At 67.3% G+C, this 22,247-nt stretch carries 14 protein-coding genes; 7 read left to right on the top strand and 7 right to left on the bottom strand.

Translation table 11 applies throughout. From position 1 onward, the window contains the following. Positions 1–15 precede the first annotated feature (15 nt). Genes B5X78_RS09325 through B5X78_RS09345 form a run of 5 tightly spaced genes read right to left on the bottom strand, consistent with a single transcriptional unit; the run spans position 16 to position 3,081 of the window. Positions 16–315, bottom strand: a complete 300-nt coding sequence (locus tag B5X78_RS09325) for an STAS domain-containing protein (RefSeq protein WP_079724123.1) — start codon at positions 313–315, stop codon at positions 16–18. After that, positions 299–949 carry an MlaC/ttg2D family ABC transporter substrate-binding protein gene (locus B5X78_RS09330; RefSeq protein ID WP_139381524.1) on the bottom strand — a complete coding sequence of 217 codons (651 nt, stop codon included), beginning with the start codon at positions 947–949 and terminating at the stop codon, positions 299–301. Before B5X78_RS09330 ends, B5X78_RS09325 begins: the two co-directional genes overlap by 17 nt. Before the next feature lie 23 nt (positions 950–972). Continuing rightward, positions 973–1,518: an outer membrane lipid asymmetry maintenance protein MlaD gene (gene mlaD, locus B5X78_RS09335; protein ID WP_079724125.1), complete on the bottom strand. Its 546-nt coding sequence runs from the start codon at positions 1,516–1,518 to the stop codon at positions 973–975. Between the two features lie 4 nt (positions 1,519–1,522). Then, on the bottom strand, positions 1,523–2,275 hold the full coding sequence (locus B5X78_RS09340) for an MlaE family lipid ABC transporter permease subunit (RefSeq protein ID WP_079724126.1): 753 nt from the start codon (positions 2,273–2,275) through the stop codon (positions 1,523–1,525). After that, complete coding sequence (locus B5X78_RS09345; RefSeq protein WP_079724127.1) at positions 2,275–3,081, bottom strand: ABC transporter ATP-binding protein; 807 nt, start codon at positions 3,079–3,081, stop codon at positions 2,275–2,277. Before B5X78_RS09345 ends, B5X78_RS09340 begins: the two co-directional genes overlap by 1 nt. Positions 3,082–3,439: 358 nt before the next feature. Here B5X78_RS09345 and B5X78_RS09350 point away from each other — a divergent pair, with 358 nt between their 5' ends. From B5X78_RS09350 to B5X78_RS09370, 5 genes are all read left to right on the top strand, one after another. Beyond that, the gene (locus B5X78_RS09350) at positions 3,440–8,116 is read left to right on the top strand and encodes a putative Ig domain-containing protein (protein ID WP_176140814.1); all 4,677 of its coding nucleotides are present in this window, start codon (positions 3,440–3,442) and stop codon (positions 8,114–8,116) included. Positions 8,117–8,200: 84 nt separating this feature from the next. Further along, positions 8,201–11,485, top strand: coding sequence for an exodeoxyribonuclease V subunit gamma (gene recC / locus B5X78_RS09355; RefSeq protein ID WP_079724129.1), 3,285 nt, complete (start codon positions 8,201–8,203; stop codon positions 11,483–11,485). Continuing rightward, entirely contained in the window at positions 11,482–15,072 is a 3,591-nt protein-coding gene (gene recB / locus B5X78_RS09360; protein WP_079724130.1) for an exodeoxyribonuclease V subunit beta, read from the top strand. Before recC ends, recB begins: the two co-directional genes overlap by 4 nt. Next, a complete protein-coding gene (recD, locus tag B5X78_RS09365; protein ID WP_079724131.1) occupies positions 15,069–16,919 on the top strand; it encodes an exodeoxyribonuclease V subunit alpha in 1,851 nt (616 codons plus the stop codon). The genes recB and recD overlap by 4 nt, the downstream gene beginning before the upstream one ends. 47 nt (positions 16,920–16,966) lie before the next feature. Next, complete coding sequence (locus B5X78_RS09370; RefSeq protein ID WP_139381480.1) at positions 16,967–17,767, top strand: hypothetical protein; 801 nt, start codon at positions 16,967–16,969, stop codon at positions 17,765–17,767. Between the two features lie 39 nt (positions 17,768–17,806). On the opposite strand, the gene B5X78_RS09375 is transcribed toward B5X78_RS09370, so the two are convergent. Together B5X78_RS09375 and dmeF are read right to left on the bottom strand one after the other, a co-directional pair. Beyond that, positions 17,807–18,484 (bottom strand): hypothetical protein, encoded by a 678-nt coding sequence (locus B5X78_RS09375; RefSeq protein WP_139381481.1) that lies wholly within the window; start codon positions 18,482–18,484, stop codon positions 17,807–17,809. A 143-nt stretch (positions 18,485–18,627) separates the two neighbouring features. Beyond that, entirely contained in the window at positions 18,628–19,680 is a 1,053-nt protein-coding gene (gene dmeF / locus B5X78_RS09380) for a CDF family Co(II)/Ni(II) efflux transporter DmeF (protein ID WP_079724134.1), read from the bottom strand. 47 nt (positions 19,681–19,727) lie between these two features. Between dmeF and B5X78_RS09385 the strand changes: the two genes are divergently transcribed. Together B5X78_RS09385 and B5X78_RS09390 are read left to right on the top strand one after the other, a co-directional pair. Further along, positions 19,728–20,000: a metal/formaldehyde-sensitive transcriptional repressor gene (locus tag B5X78_RS09385; RefSeq protein WP_079724135.1), complete on the top strand. Its 273-nt coding sequence runs from the start codon at positions 19,728–19,730 to the stop codon at positions 19,998–20,000. Positions 20,001–20,119: 119 nt separating this feature from the next. Then, a complete protein-coding gene (locus tag B5X78_RS09390; protein WP_079724136.1) occupies positions 20,120–22,228 on the top strand; it encodes a mechanosensitive ion channel domain-containing protein in 2,109 nt (702 codons plus the stop codon). The last annotated feature ends 19 nt before the right edge of the window (positions 22,229–22,247 follow it).

Raw genomic sequence — 22,247 nt, forward strand, 5'->3', positions numbered from 1 at the left:
TGACGCGGGGGGAGGTCAGCCGGGGTATTCCAGTTCCGGCGTCAAGCGATACGCCGCGCACAACTCCGCAAAGCCAGCGGGCTGGCCTTCGAAGCGGGGCGCGGTGCCGCCGGCGCGCAGGCGCGCGGCGAGTTCGGCCAACAGTGCCAGTCCGGCGCTGTCGACGGTAGTGACATTGGTCAGGACAATGCGTTGCACCGCCGTCGCGCCAGCCAGCTGCGGCCACAAGGCCACGGCGGCGGCGCGATCCAGCGCGCCCTCGAAACGCAGGGCGTCGCCTTCGCGGTTGACGCTGGCCCTACTTGCCGCTGGCATTGGTCTGGGTGCGGCCGGCGCGCAGATCGGCCGCGACCTGGCTGATCGACTTCTGTCGCAGCGGCGCGTCGAACTGGGTCTTGAAGGTCTGCACGAAGGACACGCCTTCCACCATCACGTCGAACACCTTCCACTGGCCGCCCACCTGGCGCAGCAGGTAGTCGACCGGAATCGGCTCGCCATCCGGGCGCTGCATTTCGCTGGCGACCTTGACGCCGCGGCCACCCGGCAGCGCCGATTCCGACTTCACCCGCACCTTGAGCTGGGTGTTGAAGTCGAGCAGGGCCGAACCGTAGCGGGTCATCAGGCTGTCGCTGAGCGCATCGGCGAATGCCTTGACGTCGGCATCGGCGGCGCCGCGGCCGTGCACGCCCAGTACCAGGCGCGCGGCGTAGTCGCGATCAAACAGATTGTTGAACTCGCTGGCCACGTACTGGCGCAGCACGCTCGGGTTGCCCTTGAACTCGGTGCGGCGCTTTTCCAGGTTGCTGATGATGCGCGAACTGTTGACCAGCACGACCTGGCTGGCCGAACTCGGCGCCGCCTGCGCGGGCGCGGTCTGCGCCACGGCGAGCATCGGCGTGGCGCCAAACAGCGCCGAGGCCAGCATCACGGGAAGCAGCGCGCGCTGCAGCAGGGGAGTCTTGGAATGGGTCTTCATGGGGTCGGTGTTTCCGTAGGTTGGTCGGCCGGGGCGGGTTCGGTGCCGGCAGCAGGCGCGTTGTCGCCCGGACCGGCGTTGCCGCCACCACCGCTGAACATGTATTTGCCGGCGAGCTGGAGCAGATCCACCGACGGCGTGGTAAAGGCGATTTCCTCGCCGGGCTTGAGCACTTCCGGGTCGCCGCCCGGCGACAGGCCGATGTAGTTCTCGCCCAGCAGGCCGCTGGTGAAGATGCCGGCCGAGGTATCGGCAGGCAGATCCTTGAACTTGCTGTCGATGGACAGGGTCACGATGGACTCGAATTTGACCGGATCCAACTGAATGTCGGCCACCTGTCCCACCACCACGCCGCCAATCTTGACCGGCGCCTGCTTGCGCAGCTGGCCCAGGTTGGTGAAGCGCGCGCTCAGCTCGTAGCTGCCGCCGCCGATGCCAAAACGCTTGTTGGTCGAGGCAATCGCCAGCACCAGCAACGAGGCCAGGGCCAGCAGGAGGAAGGCGCCGACGGCGAATTCGAGACGGGGTCCACGGACGGCCATGGCATCAACTCCGGAAAAGCAAAGCGGAAAGGACAAAATTGAACATCAGCACCAGCAGCGAGGCGTTGACCACCGCGCGCGTGGTGGCGATCGAGGTGCCTTCGATGGTGGGCTCGGCGTGGTAGCCCACGTAAGCGGCGACCAGCGCGCTGGTGCCGCCGAACACGGCCGACTTCAACAGGGCGACGCCAAAGTCATCCCAGAAGTCCACACTGTTCTGCAATGCCGACCAAAAGGTGCCGTTGTCCAAACCCAGGACATGCACGGCTTCGAAGTAGCTGGCGGCGATGGCCAGGCTGCAGAAGAAGCCGGTCAACAGCGGCACGGTCAGCACCGCCGCCCAGAAGCGCGGCGCCACCGCCTTGGCGACCGGATCGATGGCCATCAGTTCCAGCGCCTTGATCTGATCGGTGGCGCGCATCAGCCCCAGCTCGGCGGCGATCGAACTGCCGGCGCGGCCGATGAACAACAGCGCCGTCAGTACCGGGCCCAGCTCGCGATACAACGAGAGCCCGAGCAGGGTGGACAGCGCATCGGTGGCGCCAAAGGTCGACAGCGTGCGGAAACCCTGCAGGGTCAGCACCAGCCCGACGAAAGCGCCGCCCACGGCAATGATCGGCAGCGAACGGCCGCCAATCTTGTAGATCTCGCGGGTCAGCTCGGCAAAGAAGTCGCGGGTGGGGCGCGAAGCGCGCAGCACGGACAGCGAGAACAGGCCGGCGCGGCCCAGCGAACGGGTGGCGGCAACAAACGGCATCAGGCAGTGGCTCCGCGCTGGATCGCATCAAAGGCGATCGGACCATCGGGCTCGCCGCGCAGGAATTGCCGCACCAGCGGGTCGGTGGTGTTCTCCAGTTCCGCCGGCGTACCAGTGAACACAAGCCCGCCATTGGCGATCACCACCGCGTGATCGGCAATCGGCAAGGTCTCGTGCACGTGGTGGGTAACGATGATGCTGGTCAGGCCCAGGGTGCGGTTGAGCCGCTGGATCAGGCTCATGATCACGCCGCTGGCAATGGGATCCAGGCCAGTCAGTGGCTCGTCGTAGATCATCAGCGGCGGATCCAGTGCCAGCGCGCGCGCCAAAGCAACGCGGCGGGCCATGCCGCCGGACAATTCGCGCGGATACAGGTCCGCGGCGGCACGCAGGCCCACGGCATTCAACTTGAAGTCGACGATGCGCCGGACGAGCGCGTCGCCCAGGCGCGTATGCGTTCGCAGGGGCAGAGCGACGTTCTCGGCCACGGTCAGATCGGTCAACAGGCCATTGCCTTGCAGCAATACGCCTATGCCTTTGCGCATCTCCAGCAGGGCATGGCTGCGCTCGGGCACGGCCTGCCCGAACACGTCAACCTGGCCCGCGACGGGCGGCAGTTCGCCGGTCAGGGTCGAGAGCAGGGTCGACTTGCCGCTGCCGCTGGGGCCCAGCACCGCGGTGATGCTGCCCACCGGCACGCTCAGCGAAATGTCGCGAAGAATCGTGCGATTGCCGCGGTCCAGGCGCACGCCCGCCAGGCGCACGGCAGGCGCGGACAGGGGGGCGGCGGCGGTGGCGGCAGTCATCGCGTGATATCGGGATTAACGGAAAACCAACGAGGAAGAGTCACAGTTCACGGCTGAACAAAACCGAACTGTCCGGTACAGGTATTGTGCCCCAGCTCGCACCCGCCTGCATGCCCTCCCGGAGCGGCCGGGGTTTCCCTATTCGGCCGATACAACTTTAAGAAATGTGTAATTCCTGTTCCAATGCGGTGCGGGCCCGGAATGGGGGGGCCTGCCATTTGGGGTCGCGCCCTCGCAGGACGTATGCGCGACCGATTCGCCGCAGGATGGCAACAGGGGATTCCAATCTATGTATCGGTCCAGTCCGAACCGGCCGCGTGGCCGTGTCCGCGCGTTTTTCGTCGGCGCCGTCGCGCTGATGTCGCTGTTCCTGACGGCTTCGGCCTGGGCGCAGATTGTCATCACCCCGGCCAATTTGCCGGCGGCCACGGTCAATTCGTTCTACAGCCAGACCTTCACCGGCTCGGGTGGCAGCGCGCCGTACAGCTACCAATACACCGGGACCCTGCCTGCGGGCGTCGGCCTGAGCTCCACGGGTGTGTTGAGCGGCTTGCCCACGGAAGCCGGCACCTTCAGCTTCACCCTCGTCGCCACCGACTCCAACGCGACGATTGGCGCGCAAGCCTACTTGTTGGTGGTGGATCCACCCACGACCTTCCTCAACCCCGTCTCGCTGTCCAACGCAACGGTGGGCGTGCCCTACGGCGAGAGCATCACCGCCAGCGGCGGCATCGCGCCTTACTCCTTCCACGTCTCGGGCGGCAGCTTTCCGCCAGGCTTGACCTTGAGTTCCAGCGGAAACCTGACCGGTATGCCCACGGCCGGCGGCACCTACACCTTCACGATCAGCGCGAACGGCAGCAGTACCGGCGCAGGCGCGCCGCATGGCGGTTCGCGCAGTTACACGATGTCCATCAGTGCAGCCATGGTCACCCTGCCGGGCACCACGCTGTCCGACGCCATGCAAGGCTCGCCGTACTCGGCCGCACTCAACAGCGCCAGCGGCGGCACAGAGCCGTATTCCTATGCCGTCACCACGGGTGCGCTTCCGGCCGGCCTGAGCTTGAACAGCAATGGCACGCTTACCGGAACTCCCAGCCAGTCAGGCGACTTCAACTTCGAAGTCGTTGCTACCGACAGCAGCAGCGGCACCGGTCCGTACACCTCAGCGCCACGTGGCATCAGTCTGCGGGTGGTGGCGGTGTCACCGCCGATGGTGGGCATGGCCTTCGCCACCGTAGCCCAGAACTCCACCAGCAATCCCATCACGCTGTCCATCTCGGCCACGCCGCCGGCGACGTCGGTGGCAGTGGCCACCCAGGCGACGCATGGCACGGCAACGGCGGTCGGCACGACCATCTCCTATACACCCGCCAATGGCTACACGGGACCGGACGCATTCACCTACACCGCCACCAATGCAGGCGGCACCTCGTCACCCGCGACCGTCAGCATCGTGGTTGACTATCCCAACATCGTGGTCAATGCGCAGGGCTCCTGGAGTGCCCAGGTCGGCCAGCCTTTTACGCAGACGCTGGTATGGTCCGGCGGCACGTCGCCGTATGACAGTTTCGATGTGACCGGCATGCCCGACGGCGTGACCGTCACCGGAACCACGGCCAACAGCGTGACCATCTCGGGCACGCCCACCGCGGCGGGCCCCTTCAACATCAACGCCCGTGCCCGCGACAGCAGTACCGGCGCAGGACCGTTCACGGTCGACCAGCTCTTTCCGATGTTCGTCGCCGCGCCCACACTGAATCTGCTTCCGGGCGCCGGCGCGCTCCCCGCCGCCACCTACGGCGCCGCCTTTGCACAGGGATTCAGCAGCAGCGGCGGTGTCGGCCCCTATACCTACGGCATCTCCGGCTCGCTACCCGCCGGCCTGTCGTTCAATACCGCCACCGGCCAGTTGTCTGGCATACCCGAGCAAGTGGGCCTGTTCAACTTCACCGTCAGTGTGTCCGACAGCAGCACTGGCATGGGGCCTTTCTCGACCTCCCAGAACTACTCGCTGCAGGTCACCGGACCCGTCTTCACGATCTCGCCTGCCAGCTTGCCCGTGGCCACGGCCGGAACCTATTTCAACCAGGCGTTGAGCACCAGCGGAGGTATCGGGCCGTATAGCTACTCGCTGTTCAATGGCCCGTTGCCGCAGGGTGTGACCTTGAGCGCGTCGGGTGTGATCAGCGGCACGCCGACCGAGTCAGGCACCTTCAACATTGCCATTGAAACCAAGGACGCCAACAACCTCGCTACCCAGGCGCTCTATACGTGGGTGGTCAATCCGGCGGCCATCACGTTGTCGTCTTCGGGTTCGCTCGACGGCACTGCAGGTTCACTGCTGTCGGCCACGATCACCGCCAGCGGCGGCATTGCGCCCTACAGCTTCGCGTTGATCTCGGGGACGTTGCCCCTTGGTGTCAGTTTCAACTCGCTCGGCGTGTTGACCGGTACGCCACGCAGTGATGGCAACTATTCGCTGCAGGTGCGCGCCACCGATCAAACGGGCAGTTTCAGCGAGCGCACTTTCCTCTACACGATTGCGCCGGCCACGATCATCGTCACGCCGCCCGTCTTGCCGGGCGGCACTTCGGGCACACCGTACAGCTACACCCTGACCAGCGCCGGCGGAATCGCGCCCTATACCTACGCGATCGCTTCCGGCAATCTGCCCGTCGGCACGAGCTTCAGCTCGAACGGCGTTCTCTCCGGTACACCCACCACGCCGGGCTCCTACACCGCCAACATCCGCTCCACCGACAACGCCGGCTACAACACCACTGTTGCCTACACGATCGTGATCTCCGCGCCCACGATTACGCTGGCGGCGTCTGCTCCGTTCGACGGCGTCGTGGGTGCGGCGCAGTCGAGCACGATCACGGCCACCGGCGGTACCGGCCCGTATCGGTACAGCGTGGTGGCGGGCGCCCTGCCGGTGGGCATGAGCTTGAGTTCCAGCGGCGTCTTCAGCGGCACACCCGTCGTCAGCGGCAGCTTCAACCTGACTCTGCGCGCGACCGACCGCTTTGACAACGAAGGCGAGCAGACATTTGCCTATACCATCGCGGCGCCGGCCATCACCGTTGCACCGGGCACCCTCGGCAACGGCGTGCGCGGCACCGCGTTTTCGCAGGCACTGAGCGCCAGTGGTGGAATTGGCGCGTACTCCTTTGCGGTGAGTGCCGGCGCCTTGCCCGCCGGCGTGAGCCTGAGCAATGCCGGCGTGTTGAGCGGAACACCCACGGTGGATGGCGCGTTCAACTTCACCGTCACCGCGACCGATGCCTACGGCTTCACGGGTGCGCAGGCCTATGCCTGGACGATCGCGGCCGCACCGCCGACGACAGCCGAAGACACTGCACACGTCTTGTCGGGGGCGAGCGTCAGCATCGACGTCACCGATAACGACGTTGGCGTCATCACCAGCATCGCGGTGGTCACGCCGCCGACGCATGGCACGGCCACGGTCAACGGCTTGAACGTGGAGTACACGCCGGCGGCCGGTTACTCGGGCGAGGACAGCTTCACCTACACCGCGACGGGTCCGGGCGGCACGTCTGCCGCGGCCACGGTGACGGTGACGGTGAATCCCGTGCCGGTGGCGGTGTCGCGCACGATCAATGCCGCGGCAGGCATCGCCGTGGAAGTGGAGTTGACCGAAGGCGCGACCGGCGGTCCGTTCACCGGCGCGGCGCTGGTGTCGTTGTCGCCGGCGCAGGCCGGCACGGCGACCATCGCCCAGCAGGGAACCGGCGACGATGCGCGTTACGTGCTGACGTTTACGCCTGCGGCTGCGTTCTCCGGCGTGGCCACGGCGACCTTCACCCTCGACAACGCGTTTGCCACCTCGGCCGAGGCGAGCATCGAGTTCCAGGTGACATCACGCCCCGACCCGACTCTGGATGCGGAAGTGCAGGGCCTGCTCAACGCGCAGGCACAGGCAACCCGTCGCTTTGCCAGCGCGCAGCTCAACAATTTCCAGCGCCGCCTGGAGAGCCTGCATCACGGCGGCACCGGCTTCAGCAATGGCGTCACCTTCCAGGCCAACACGCCGCATTGCCGCGATGGCATGCAGGGTGCGGCCGGTGCGCAAAGCCTGCCCAACCAGCTATGCAACCAGCAGACGAGCGAACGCGATGGCGTCAATCCGGGTCTGCGTGATGCGTCGGCGGTGGACGCGGGCAATGCCTCGCAATCCAACAACCCGTTCGGCCTGTGGACCGGCGGCGCCATCCGCAGCGGCAACCAGGACAGCCGCAACAATCGCGCGCGCGTGGATTTCGAGACCGATGGCCTGAGTGTCGGTGGCGACTATCGCGTCAATGACCGCTTCGCCATTGGCCTGGGTCTGGGCTGGGGTCGCGACGACAGCGAGATTGGCAACCAGGGCAGCCGCAGCGAGGGCAAGGCCTACACGCTCGCCGGCTATGCCAGCTACCACCCGGGCAAGCTGTTCCTGGATGCGCTGGTCGGCTATCAGGACCTGTCGTACGAACTGCGTCGTTACGTCACCGCCAACGGTGGCCATGTCAGCGGCTCGCGCGATGGTGGCCAGTGGTTTGCTTCGCTGTCCACCGGTGCCGACCTGCAGTACGCCAGCTTCAAGCTGACCCCGTATGCACGCCTGGACCTGGCACGTGCCACGCTCGATGGCTACACCGAGCAGGGCGATGCGCTGTACGCATTGCACTACCAGGACATGGACGTGGACAGCAGCACCGGCAACCTGGGCCTGCGCATGGATTTCCAGAAGACCACGAGCTGGGGTGCGCTGACGCCGCAGCTACGTCTGGAGTACCAGTACGACTTCCAGGGCAACGGCAGCGCCACCATGCAGTACGCCGACCTGATGTCCGGCCCGTTCTACCGCACCAGCCTGCCGGTGTTCGACCGCAGCCGCTTCCTGCTCGGTATCGGCCTAGGCTTCAACGCGGACAACGGCCTGTCCACACGCATCGAGTACAACGGCGTGGTGGATGACAGCAACGGCACCGACCACGGCGTGATGCTCAACATCGAAAAGCGTTACTGAGTTTTCACCCGCCAGCAGCACCCGCCAACGGCGTCCCCATGTAGATGTGGGACGCCGTTGGTTTTTGTGCGGCACAATGGCGCGATGCAGGGATCGCCGTCCGACTTCCGCCTCTATCACTCCAATTCGCTGGACGTGCTGGCTGGCTTGCTGGCCGCCGAATTGCGCCAGCCCGCGCCCGGGCAATCGCTGCTGACACCGGACACCGTGCTGATTCCGCAGGTGGCCATGCGCCGCTGGCTGCAGGCGACACTGGCCAAGCAGTACGGCGTGGCGGCCAATCTGGAATTCCTGACCCCGGGTGAGTTTGTCCGCCAGGCCCTGGATGCCAACGTCGCCGGCGAACAAGACGATCTGGATGCCGCAGGTTTGAGCTGGCGCCTGTACGCGGCCCTGCGCGATCCGGTGGTGCTGGCCATGCCGGCCATGGCCGGCATGCGTGCGTATCTGTCGCACGAGGATCCGGTCAAACCCTGGGCCCTGGCCAACGAATTGGCCGGTGTGTTCGAGAAGTACCAAGCCTGGCGCCGCGATTGGTTGCTGCGCTGGGAGGCCGGCGCGGACCCGGATGATCCGCAAGCCATCCTGTGGCGGCGTATTGCCGGCGGCCAATCGCATCGTGCGCGTCGCATCCAGGCCTATCTGGATCGCCATGGCGAGCCGGGATCGGCCTTGCCGGCCGGCCTGCCCGCGCGCCTGTTCGCCTTCGCCACGCTCAACATTTCACCGGACGTGCTGCGCGTGATCGCCACCCAGGGGCGGGTGGGCACCACCCATTTCTATCTGCCCACACCCACCCAGGCTTACTGGGGCGATCTGCAAACCCTGGGCGAGCGTCTGCGCGCGGGCGTGGCTGATCCCTTTGCCGAGGCCGGCGGCGAGAGTCGCCTGCTGCAAGCCTGGGGCGCGGCCGGTCGCGATTTCATGGCGGTACTGGGCAGCTACGAGGTGGTGCATCCGCGCGGTGAGTTTGGCGCCTATGCCGAGCCGGGCCCGGCGGATGCCCACGCGCCGCTGACCTTGCTGCAGCAGTTGCAGCGGGATCTGTTCCACCGCAACGCGCTGCCCTCGGTGCAGCGCAGCGAAGTGGATCGCCAGGATCCCAGTCTGCAGGTCCACGCCTGCCATACCCGCCTGCGCGAAGTGCAGGTGTTGCACGATCAGCTGCGCGCGCTGCTGGAAGACGAACGCTTCCAGCCGCCACTGCAGCCACGCGAGATCGCCGTGCTGGCGCCGGATATCGATCCTTACGTGCCCTACCTGGAAGCGGTGTTCGGCGGGCAGGGTGGGCAGAGCCTGCCGTATGCGCTGGCCGATACCAGTGCGCTGGCCGGCGAGCCGCTGGCCGATGTGTTCCTGCGCCTGCTTGGCCTGCCGCTGTCGCGCTTTGGCCTGCACGAAATGCTCGACCTGCTGGCCAGTCCGCCGATTGCCGAAGCCGCGCAGTTGGACAGCGATGCCTTGGAGCGCCTGCGCGGCTGGCTGCATGCCGCCGGCGCGCGCTGGGGCGTGGATGCCGCGCACCGCGCGCAACACCAGGCGCCGCGCGATGACGCCTACACCTGGGCCTTCGCGCTGGAGCGCTTGCTGCTGGGACACGCCAGCGGCAGCGAAGGCGAGATCGCCGGCGTGGCGCCGTGGCCGGAACTGGAAGGCGGGTCGCTGGCTGCGCTGGATACCTTGATTCGTTTGCTGCGCGTCCTCGCGCGCCAGCAACGCACGCTTGCCGAGGCGCTGGACCCGGCGCAGTGGCGTGAGCGCCTGCTCGCGCTGCTGGAAGCCCTGATTCCCGGCACGCCGCGCGATCCCGTCGCCGCGCGCACGCTCGAGCGTCTGCGCAGCCTGATCAATGATTTCGCCGACAACGCCGTACAAGCCGGCTACGTCGGCAGCGTGCCGGCGGAAGTGGTGCGCAGCCATTTCGCCGGCCTGCTTGCCGAAGCCGACACCCGCGCGCCACTGCTCACCGGTGGCATCAGCTTTGGCCGGATGGTGCCGATGCGGCTGCTGCCGTTCCGTGCGATCTGCGTGCTGGGCCTCAACGATGGCGACTATCCGCGCCGTGACCCTGCCGCCGGACTCAATCGCCTGACCGCGGAGCTGGGCAGCGAACGTCGCCGCCACGGTGATCGCTCCACCCGCGAGGACGATCGTTTCCTGTTCCTGCAGCTGTTCGCCTCGGCGCAGGACGTGTTCTATCTGAGCTACCTGGGCGCGGACCCTCGCGACGGCAGCGTGCGCGAGCCCTCGGTGCTGGTGAGCGAACTGATCGAGGCCGCTGCGGATTACCACCAGGATCGCGACGATGCCGCGACGCAGATGGTGGTGCGTCATTCGCTGCAGCCTTTCGCCGCCAGCGCGTTCGGCCAGGCCGGGGAACCGCGACGCTTCAGCTATCGACAGAACTGGCGCCCGGCAGCGCTGGCCGGACGCGGTGAACGCCAACGCCTGGCACCCTGGTTCGATGGCAGCGCGCAGACGCCGCCGGCGGATGAGACGGTGATGCCGCTGCATCAGCTGCGTCGCTTCCTGATGTCGCCTGCCGCCCATTACCTCAGCCAGACTCTGGCCCTGCGCCTGCCCGAGGCGGCGGAACTGGCCGACGATCGCGAGCCGCTGAGCGTGGCCGGCGGCGGCCTGGACCGCCAACGCCTGCAGCAGGCCATTTTCCAGGGCCTGCTTGAAGATCCGGACCGCGATTTGTATCCGACGCTTCGCGCACGCGGACTGCTGCCTTCCGGCCCGCTGGGCCAGCGCCAGCTGCAAGCGCTGCAGCAAGAAATCGCGCCCTATGCCGAAGCCTTTGCCGGCTGGCGTGGCGATGCGCAGATGCAGGCGCCGCTGCTGGCGGTCGACGTCGACGGCGTGCGTCTGCAGGCGCGGCTGGAGTCGGTCTATCCACACGGCTATGCGCGTCTGCGCTTTGGCGAACTCAATGGACCGGCGGTCATCCGCCAGGGCCTGGACTGGTTGCTGGCCAGCGCGGCAGGACTGGCGCAACCGATGGTGCGCTTCCACCAGGACGAGCATGTCGGTCCGCATCCGCGCGCGCCGCTGGATCCGCAGCAGGCACATGCGGCGCTTGCGCAGCTGATCGGTCTATACAAGCAAGGCTTGGAAGAGCCGTTGCCGTTCGCGCCGTACAGCGGCTGGGCGCTGCTGCAGGCGCGCAGCGCCGAAAGCGGATTGAAAGCGGCGCAGGCGCAGTGGCATAGCGAGGGTGATCGCTGGAGCGAAGGCGACGATCCGGCCTGGCGGCTGGCGTTGCGCGGTCGCGATCTGTTCGAGGATGAGGTGGTCACCGACACCTTTGTCGGCCTGAGCCAGCACATCTACGGCTTGCTGCTGCATGGCGGAGCGCCGGCATGAGCGCGCGCATCGATCCCTATCTGAGCCTGCCGCTGCACGGCGTGCAGCTGATCGAAGCCAGCGCCGGCACCGGCAAGACCTACACCCTGGCCACGCTGTATACGCGGCTGGTGGTGGAGCAGGGCTTGCGACCAGGCGAGATTCTGGCCGTGACCTTTACCGAAGCCGCCACGCAGGAACTGCGCAAGCGCATCCGCGAACGCCTGTCGCTGGCCGCGCGCGAGCTGGAACGCAATCCCGATCTGGTGGTAGTACCGTCTGCCGACGCCGAGTCGCAGCTCAGCGCGCAGATCCTGCGCCGCCACCTGCTGGTCGGCGATGAATCCAGCGCCGCGCTGGGCAAGCGCTTGCGTGCAGCGGCGGACGAGATCGACCTGGCGGCGATCTTCACCATCCACGGCTTCTGCGCACGCGTGCTGCGCGAACTTGCGCTGGAAAGTGGGCAGGCCTTGGACGCTCCGGAGTTGCTGGGCGGTGATCGCGCGCTGCGCGAAGAACTGGCCGCCGATCTCTGGCGCCACTACGCCGCAGACAGCGACTACGTCAGCCTGCTGGCGCAGACCTGGCCCAATCCCGAGGCACTGGCCGAGGATCTGCGCGCCTTGCTGCAACCTCTGCCACTGCTGCCGTTGCCGGTGGAAACGCAAGACCCGAGCGCGGCGCTGATCGAGGCGACGCAGGCCTTGGCTGACGCCATCGATATCCATGCCGAAGACGCGGCGGCGCTGATCGAGGCCGCCTTCGACCGCAGGATCTTCGATGGCCGCCGCGCGCGCCGCCCCAGCTTTGCCCAGGCCTTCGCCGATCTGCAGGCGGGCCGCCGCGCCGGCACCTGGCCACGCGACGGCCATCTGGAAAAACTGCTGCCGCACAACCTGCCCGGTTTCTGCAGGGAAGACCAGCGTGGCGCGGCGCCCGCATCGCCGCTGTTCGACGCCTTGCATGAGTGGTGGCAGGCCGATGATCGCTGGCAGGCCTGGCAGCATCAGCGCCGCCTGGCCTTGCTGCATGCCCTGCGCACGCAGGCGCACGGGCGGCTGGATGTGCTCAAGACGCAGCGACGGGTGCAGACCTTCGATGATCTGATCGAAGGCGTGCACCAGGCCCTGGCGGGCCCGCAGGGGCCCGTGTTGATCCAGCGCCTGCGGGCGCAGTACCGCACGGCGCTGGTGGATGAGTTCCAGGATACCGACGAGCGCCAGTGGGATATCTTCCGCACGCTGTTCGCCGCGTCTGCGCAGGAGGGTGAGGATCGCGCACTGTTCCTGATCGGTGATCCCAAGCAGGCGATCTACGGCTTCCGCGGCGGCGACGTCGACACTTACCTGCGTGCGCGCGACGAGGCCACGCTGGCTCCCCGGCTCGACCGCAACTTCCGTTCGCGTCCATCGGTGTTGCGCGCGATCGATGCGCTGTATGCCAACGCCGGCGAGGAGGCCTTCCTCAAACCAGGCATCCGCTTTGAACCGGTGCAGGCCGGCGACAAACGCCAGGATCGGGATCTGTTGCGCGACGACCGCGCGGCTCCGGCCCTGACGCTGCGCGTGATCACACCCGGCGAAACGGATCCCGTCGGCGCCTTCAACGCCGAGCTCTCGCGCCAGCGCGCCACCCAAGCGTGCGTGGCCGCAATCCATGATTGGCTCAGCCTCGCCCAGCAGGGACGTGCGCAGATTGACGGCCAGCCGGTGCGACCCGGCGACATCGCCGTACTGGTGCGCAAGCATGGCGAGGCCACGCGCATCCAGCGTGCGCTGGCCGCCGTCGGCATTCCCGCCGTGGCGGCGGGCCGGCAGAGCCTGTTCGCCACCGATGAAGCGCAGGAGCTGGATGCACTGCTGCAAGCGCTGCTGCATCCGGCCGACGACGGGCGTCTGCGTACGGCGCTGGCGACGGTGTTGCTGGGGCTGGACGCGGCGCAACTGGCCGCACTACGCGATGCCGGCACGCCGTGGCAACGCCACCAGCATGCCGCGCTGGCCTGGCGCGCACGCTGGCAGCAGGACGGCGCCCTGGCCTTGATCACCGATCTCTGCGCCGAACACGCACCGCGCCTGTTGGAGCTGGTGGACGGCGAACGCCGCTTGACCAACTACCTGCAACTGGCCGAACAGCTGCAGGAAGCCAGCACCCACACGCTGGGCCCGCAAGGCCTGTCGGATTGGTTGCAGCAACGCATCGCCGAAGCCGACATCGACGACGAGGCGCAGTTGCTGCGGCTGGAGTCCGATGCGGCCCGCGTGCAGATCGTCACCCTGCACAAGAGCAAGGGCCTGGAGTATCCGCTGGTGTTCCTGCCCTTCATCGGCATCGGTGGTGGGCGCAGTGAGCGTGGTCGCCATTGCACCGTGCATGAGCAGGGTCAGCGCGTGCTGCACTGGAAACTGGCCAAGGACGAGCCGCGTTGGCAGGCGGTGGTGCAAGCCAAGGCGCAGGAAGATGCCGAAGAAGACGCGCGCCTGCTGTATGTCGGACTGACCCGCGCCGAACACGCGCTGTGGATCGCCAGTGGCCCGTTCTACCAGGCTGCGGATAGTGCCGTTGCGCCGATGCTGCGCGATCTGGACGCGCTGCGTTCGCAACCGGAGATCGCCGTGATCGAAGGCCCGGCGGAACCGCGCCCGCCACGCTGGCGCGAACCCGACGACGAGCCCGTGCCGCCCGCCCGCAGCGCGCATCGGATGATTGCGCGCGACTGGTGGGTCTACAGCTTCACCCAGCTCAGCCATGCCGATGCCGGTGCGGAACCCGTGCTGGCCCAAGCCACCGTGGAGCCGCAAGGCGGCCATGACGAACCGCCAGTGAGTGAGGACGACACCGCACCCGTACTGGCGCCGGTGGATCCGCGTTTCACCAGCACCCGCTTCGGCGTGACCCTGCACGATGCCTTCGAGCGCACCGACTTCCAGCGTTGGGCGGATTGGCAGCCGGAGCAGGCCGCGCCCGAGGGTCAGGCACAGATCCTGGCGGCGGCCTTGCGCGGTCGCGGCTACGCGCAGGAAGACATCGACGATGGCGTGGTCACGCTCACGCCCTTGATCGGCCAGACCCTGACCGTGACCTTGCCGGAAGGACTGCGCCTGGCTGATCAACCGCCGCAGTCACGCCGCGCCGAAATCGAGTTCCACTTTGCACTCGAGCCCACCCGCGTGGACGCCTTGCTGGACCTGCTGCATGCGCACGGCGTGGTGGCCGATCGCCGCGGCTTCGGCCTGCGCCGGCAGCTGGAAGGACTGATGACCGGCAAGATCGATCTGACCTACCAGCACGAAGGTCGCTGGTACGTGCTGGACTACAAGTCCAATCGCCTGCCGTCCTATGAAACGCGCGCCCTGGCCGAGGCCATGCAGCACAGCGAATACGATCTGCAGGCGCTGCTGTACACGTTGGCGCTGCACCGCTGGCTGCGCTTCCGCCTGGGCGCCGGCTACGACTACGCCCGCGACTTCGGCGGCATCCGCTATCTGTTCTGCCGTGGCCTGGATGTCACCCGTGCCGATGCGCCGGGTATCCACGCACAACAGTTCGCGCCCGAGCTGGTGCATGCACTGGATGCGCTGTTCGCCGCCCAGGCAGGTGCCGCATGAGCCTGTTCGATCAGCTCTGGCGCGCCGGTGCGCTGCGCACCCTCGACCATGCGTTGGCGCAGAGCCTGCGGCGCTTGCGTGCCGAAACAACCGACAGCGTGCTGGTGGCCGCCGCGCTGGCCTCGCTGGCAGTGGCGCAGGGCAATGCGGGATTCGATCCCGCTGCACCAGCAAGCATCGTCGAGGGCGAATTTGACTGGCCCTCCGCGGACACCTGGCTGGCCGAACTGACCGCCTCGCCCTGGGTCACAACCCCGGCGGTGTTGGAGGAAGTGGCAAGTGAGGCCGCACCGCTGGTGCTGGAGAATGGCCTGGTCTACCTGCGCCGCTATCGCGAGTACGAACGCCGCCTGGCGAGCGGACTGCAACGTATCGCCGCGAGCGCGCCGGCAACGACAGCGATCACGACGTTGGCGCCGCTGTTCGCCCAGTTGTTCCCCAGCGGAGAACGATCCACGGATCGCCAGGCGCAGGCCGCCGCGTTGGCGCTGCGCCACAACCTGCTGCTGATTACCGGTGGCCCGGGCACCGGCAAGACCACCACCATCACCCGTCTGCTGGTGCTGCTGGCCGCGCAGGCGCAGCAGGATCATGCAGCCGCGCCGCGTATCGCCCTGGCCGCCCCCACCGGACGCGCCGCGGAACGCATGGCCGAAAGCCTGCGCCGTGCGCGCGAGGTGCTGCAGAACGCACCCGGCATGGATGCAGAACTCATCGCCGCGCTGCCCGCCAGCGCCAGCACCCTGCACCGCCTGCTTGGCACCATCCCCGATTCGCCACGCTTCCGTCACGATGCCGACAACCCGCTGGCGTTCGATGTGATCGTGATCGACGAAGCCTCGATGGTCGACCTGCCCTTGATGACCAAGCTGGTGGAAGCCGTGCCGGACGGCGCGCGCCTGATCCTGCTGGGCGATCCCGATCAGCTGCCTTCGGTGGAAGCCGGCGATGTGCTGGCCGCGATCCTGCGTGCGGCAGGCAGCGGCGAAGGCCTGCCTGCCGACGATGCCGAAGCGCTGTCGCCTCTGCTGGGCACTGGCGCCCCGGTTATCACTGCAACATCCGGCTTCGCCGGTCGTCGCCTTCATCTGCAGACCGGCTATCGCCAACACGCCGGCTTCGATCTGGCACCGTTGGCGCAGGCCGTGCGCGAAGGCGACGCCGCACGCAGCCTGTCGTTGCTGCGCAGGGGTGAGCTGCACGGCGTGCATTTCCACGAAGACGCCAGCGATCCCCTGCAGCGTGACGGCGATCCGCTGCTGGCTCACTGGCAAGCGCTGGCGACGCAGAGCGATCCCGTTCAAGCCCTGCACCTGGCTTCGCAACTGCGCCTGCTCACCGCCGTGCGCGAAGGTCCGCAGGGTGCGCGCGGATTGAACGCGCGCATTGAAGCGCGCCTGCTCGGCCAGCGTGGCGGCATCGCCCGCGCCGGTGATGCGCCGGGCTCGAGCTACTTTGCCGGCAGGTTGTTGCAGATCACCGAGAACAGTTACCGCCACCGCCTGTTCAACGGCGACATCGGCGTGTGCCTGCGCGATGCCGATGGCGTGCTGGTCGCCTGGTTCCCCGGCGGCGAGGAAGGCAGCCTGCGCGCCTTCCATCCGGCCACGTTGCCGGCGCACGAAAGCGCCTTCGCCATGACCGTGCACAAGGCGCAGGGCTCGGAGTTCGATGCGGTCTGGCTGGTGTTGCCGGCGCACGGCAATCGGGTACTCTCGCGCGAGTTGATCTACACCGGCATCACCCGCGCCAAGCGCGAGTTGCATGTCCTGGGCAGCGAGGCGGTAATACGCGAGGCGTTGGGGCGGCATGCCAGCCGGGTGTCGGGGCTGCAGGCGCGGTTGTAATTCCAGGGAGAGGAAAGATGGGCGTACTCGAAGCATTGCGCGGGCTGTTGCTGATCGCCGCTTGCGTGGGCGTGCTGGTCGGCGTGCTGACCCTGCCGATGCTGCGCTACAGAAAAAAGCGCGATATCCCATCGCGGGCGAACGCCGTCCTCCTGCTGGTGACCTTCCTGCCGCTTCTGGCCAGTTCCGCCATGGAACTCGTCTGCATGCCTGTCGTGAGCGGACGGGTACCCATGCCGGGGCGCATCACGCGTGGCTACTACGCGCTGGAGTCGAGTGCAGGCCAAATCAGCCTGACCGTCTATGCAGTGTGCATCTCCTTTACCGTCGCAGCATTGATCTGGGCGGCCTGGCGACGCTGGAAGCGTGGCGCGATCCCGCCTCAGTACACGCAAAAGCCGGGCATTGGCGGATTGCTGGCGCGGCTCAGTTTGTCCGGCAAATCGCTCAATCCTGTACAGGACTGGGCGCTGGAACTGTTGCAGAGCGCCTTGCCCGTACACATCAAGGGCTTGGTCGATCGGCAGTTCGGCAGCTTCGATGATGTGCGCCTGGAGGCGGACGGCAGCCTGCTGATCTTTGTGCATCGCTCGCGCGACCCATCGCCCGCGCCACGCTTGCCCATGACGGCGGTGGAGGCCCCGTTGGCACGCCTGACGGCCACCGTGCTCGGTCACAGCGAACCACTGCAGGCCACGCTGACCGCAGTACACGGCCAAGTCTTCAGCCTGCGCTTCAATCGCGCCACCGCGTGGCTGCCGTTGTCGCAGCTGCGCCTGACGGGAGTCGTCTCGGCGTATCCGCCCAGCATGCCGACCAGTCAGGCCTCCGGGGCCGCGCCTGCATGACGGTAAGGGTTGCACTCGTCGACTGACGGCAGGTCGGCGTTACTTCCGCTCCACAAACGTCACGTAGACAACGCGCCCATCAATCACCATCACCGACGTCATCTGCGGCGTCAGCTGATTACGCCGCTGCGGTTGGCCGAAGGTATCGCTCATGAAACGCTGCCAGTCCGCACCGGGCGCCTGGGGGTTGTCGCCGGGCGCGACCGCGTAGAGCGCGCACACGCTCTGGGCGCATTGCGCGTCGGCAATCTCCAGGTTGTGCAGGACACTGGCGCGCTTGGCGAAGTCGTCCTCCAGGTCCATCTGCACGCGACGTCCCCAGTCGACATCAGGCGTTTCGTTGGCAAGGCGATCGGTGATGCGCTTGACGAAGTCGGACGTGGGCGCATCCGGCCCCTGCAACTGGGCGAGGGCGGCATCCACGCGCTGTTGGTTGTCCGCGCTGAGCGGGCGCGGATGGAAACGTGTTGCAGGGCCAGCTGCCGCCACGGCGACGTCGGCGGCGACCTGCTCCTGCGTTGCGCCCAAGGCGCCGACGGCAAATCCATCCGTCGCGTCTTGTTCTCCGTTGGCGATCTGCGGGTCGTGCGTGGCAGCCAGGGCATCAGCGCCTGCGCTGCGACTGCGGAAGGGCGCACGCTCGTCCACCACATGCCACACGGCCATGGCGGCGATCACCACGCCCAGCAACAGCATCATCGAAGTACGTGGTTTCATGCGAAGCCATCCTCCCTGTACTTGCGGCCCGCTGGTGCGCGGCCATAGCGGCAGTCTACCCAACGCCATCCTGGCATGGGCGGCATGCCGGCACCATGCCAGATACGACGCGGTACGGATGTCCCGGACACCCGTTGGCAGCGCTATGCCGCCTCCACCAACTCCACCGTCACATGCACTAGCTCCTCATGCACGGCCAGCGCCTGCCTGAAGTCCTCCGCGCTGACACCAGGCGCAGCCACCACCTCCACCACGCAGGCGAACTTGCCGCGGCCCACCTGCCAGACATGCAGGTCGCTGATGCGCGCTGCCCACGGGCCTTCCTCGATGGCCTCGCGAACTTCGGCGACCACCGGTGCATCCATCTGTGCATCGAGCAGCACGCGGCCGGTCTGGCGAACCAGGCCCCACGCCCACACGGACACCAGCGCGGCGCCGACCAGTCCCATCACCGGATCCAGCCAGGCCGCGCCGAAGAACAGCCCCCCCAGTAGGGCGACGATCGCCAGCACCGACGTGGCGGCATCCGCCAACACATGCAGATAGGCCGAGCGCTGGTTCAAGTCGTGGTGGTGGTGGCTGTGGGCATGGTCGTGATCATGGTGATGGTCATGATCATGATCGTGGTCGTGCCGGTGTGGGTCATGCGGCATGTGCCCGGCGTGGTGCGTGTGACCGTGTCCATGTCCATGTCCATATCCATGTCCATGTCCATGTCCGTGCCCATGATCATGATCATGGTGATCGCGCAGCCACCACGCGCACAGAAGATTGACCGCCAGGCCGACGATGGCAATCAGGATGGCCTGCTCGTAGTGGATGACGCCGGGATGGAACAGTCGCTCGACCGACTGATACACCATCAGCCCGGCCACGCCCAGCAACAGGATGGCGCTGGTGTAGCCGCCGAGGATCTCGATCTTCCAGGTGCCGAAGGCAAAACGGCGATCGTTGGCGAAGCGTCGGGCGCAGGCGTAGGCGAACACCGACAGTCCCAGCGCCAGCGCATGCGAACTCATATGCCAGCCATCGGCCAGCACCGCCATCGAGTTGAACCACCAGCCGCCACTGATCTCGATCACCATCATGATGACGGTGAGCCACATCGCGCGACGCGTATTGCGCTCCGCCAGCGGATTGCCCTCGTCAAAGGCGTGGGAGTGGCGACGGGCGGCGGCGACGGCTTCGAGATTCATGACAGAACGGATTGGCTAGATACCCCCATAGGGTATACGATCCGCTCATGTCCCATGTGCACCGCGATCGGAAGAAGCTGCTCACCCGCGTCCGCCGCATCGGTGGCCAGGTGGCCGCACTCGAGCGCGCGCTGCAGGGCGAGGCGGACTGCTCCGACGTACTCGTCCAGATCGCCGCCGCCAAGGGCGCGATGCAGGCCCTGATGATCGAAGTGCTCAAAGGCCACTTGAACGAGCATGTCGTGGCAGGCAAGACCGAGGCGGTACGCGCCCGCGAGGCCGAGGCCATCATGCAGTTGCTGGGCCGCTACGCCCGCTAGTCCCCGGGTCGGGGCGAATCCGTTGGTCTGATTGCGCTTGCGGCAGGCATGGCCTGCGCCATCATGGGCGGGCGGATGCTGCGGCAGGCCGCTGGCTGGGCAATCAGGGAGGCGGGTGCATGATCATGCGTGCGCTGTGGGTCATCGTCCTGGTCTGTGCCATGCCGGTCATGGCGCAGGAATCGCGCGACACGCTGGATGCGCGCATTGCCGCGCTGCGTCAGCAGCAAGCGGCGCCCGGTGATGCGTCGGCCGACGCCAAGCTGCTGGCATTGATGCAACGCCAGCTGCTCACTTCGCTGGAGCGCCGGCGGGATCTGGAGCAATCGCGCGCCGATGCGGCGCGGGTGCTGGCTGCGCCGTTGCCTGCATCGGCCCCGCTGGGCGGCTTGCTGGAGCGCGACGACCTGCGCCGGCAGGTGCAGGAACAGCAGGCGACCGCGCAGGGCGACAGCCAGCGGCTGGAACTGCTGAAGGACGAACGCGACAGCGCGGCGTTGCGCCTGGCCAATCGGGTGGCCGCCTGGCGCAGCCTGGCCGATGCCGGTGATACGCCCCCGATCAAGCGCGAACTGGCGCACCTGGACATGCAGTTGTCCGAATCGGTGGTGGCGGAAATCGATCTGCTGGCCGGTGTGCTGGCGCTGCAACGCGATGAGGCAAAGCGCCAGCGCAGCGAGCTGAGCCGACGTCTGTCGTTGGTCGCGGCGGGAGCGTCCCTGGTCCCCACGGCCCGCGACGAAGCCGAGCTTTCCCGGCGCCTGCAGGATCGCCAGCACGCGCTGCAGTTGCGACTGGAGCAGGCGATGGCCGAGCGCGAACGCGCGCGCGCGGCCTGGCAAGCCGCCAGCCGATCCGGCACCGCCGGCACCAAAGTGCCGGCCGAGCGCCTGGTCAATGCCGACATGGAGCTGGACCTGACCCGCGAAGCACAGACCAATCTCTCCATCGAGCAGGCGGCCTGGCAACTGGCGCTGCGCCTGCATCGCGATGCCGATGCGTCGGCCTTGATCGAAGCGCGCGAACAGGGACCGCGCCTGCAGCAGCGGCTGCAACGGCGTCGCGACTTCCTGACGGTGACGGCCAGCCAGTTGATGGATCGCATGGGTGCGCTCGACACCCTGCATTCCGCGGTGTCCGATTCGGAGCGTGTCGAGCAGGCGGCGTTGCGCGCGGTGCTGGATCTGCGCCTGCGGCGCCTGCAGCTGGCCGTGCGCGATGCGCGCCAGACCGAAAGCCTGCTGGAACGCCTGCGCGAGGATTTCGAGGAACGCCTGGGCAGGGCCGGCTGGCGCGAACAACTGGCCTTGCGCACCGCCGCCTTCGGCGCATGGCTGGAAAAGCTCTGGGATTTCGAGTTGTTTGCGGTCAACCAGTCGGTCGACGTGGATGGCCGCAAGACCACCGTCGCCCGCGGCGTCACGGTCGGCAAACTGGTCAAGGCCCCGCTGCTGCTGGTGCTGGGCCTGTTGCTGAGCTTCCGCCTGACCGCGTGGGCCGAGCGTCGCGCGCGCCGGCGCGGTGTGGATGAAGCGCGCGCACGTCTGGTGCGGCGCTGGACCCTGGGTGTGCTGGTATGCGCATGGACGCTGGCCAGCCTGGCCCTGGCCGGCATTCCACTCGCCGCCTTCGCCTTTGCCGGTGGTGCGATTGCGATCGGCGTGGGCTTTGGCACGCAGAATCTGTTCAAGAACCTGATCAGCGGCATCCTGGTCTTGATCGAGCGCCCGTTCCGGCTCGGCGATGTGATCGAAGTGGGTGCGTTGCGCGGCACCGTCATCGATATCGACCTGCGTACCTCGGTGGTGCGCGACGGCGACGGCGCCGAGATCCTGATCCCCAACTCCATCCTGGTCGAACAGAGCGTGCGCAACCTGACCTTCCGTTCCCGCAGCGTGCGCCAGACCATGACGATCCTGGTCGACCCGCGCAGCGAGCCGCGCGAGGTCATGGACACGCTGCGCGAAGTCATGCAGCGCCACGGGCAACTGCTCGAAGCGCCGACGCCGGTGGTGCAACTCGTCGCCACCAGCGGCGATGCGCTCACCTTTGTCATGCGTTACTGGCTGGAGATCGAGACCGGCGTGGACCAGCAGCGCATCGCCAGCGACCTGCGCCTGATGGTGTTGAGTGCGTTTGCCGAGGCCGGCATACGCCAGGCAAGCACCCTGGACCCGACCTCGTCGCGGGGCCACACGAGCGCCAGCGCCGGCAGCGAACCCGGCTGACGGGCGCCGTGCCGGCCCG

This window comes from Pseudoxanthomonas indica (assembly GCF_900167565.1).
In the GTDB taxonomy this organism is placed as follows: domain Bacteria; phylum Pseudomonadota; class Gammaproteobacteria; order Xanthomonadales; family Xanthomonadaceae; genus Pseudoxanthomonas_A; species Pseudoxanthomonas_A indica.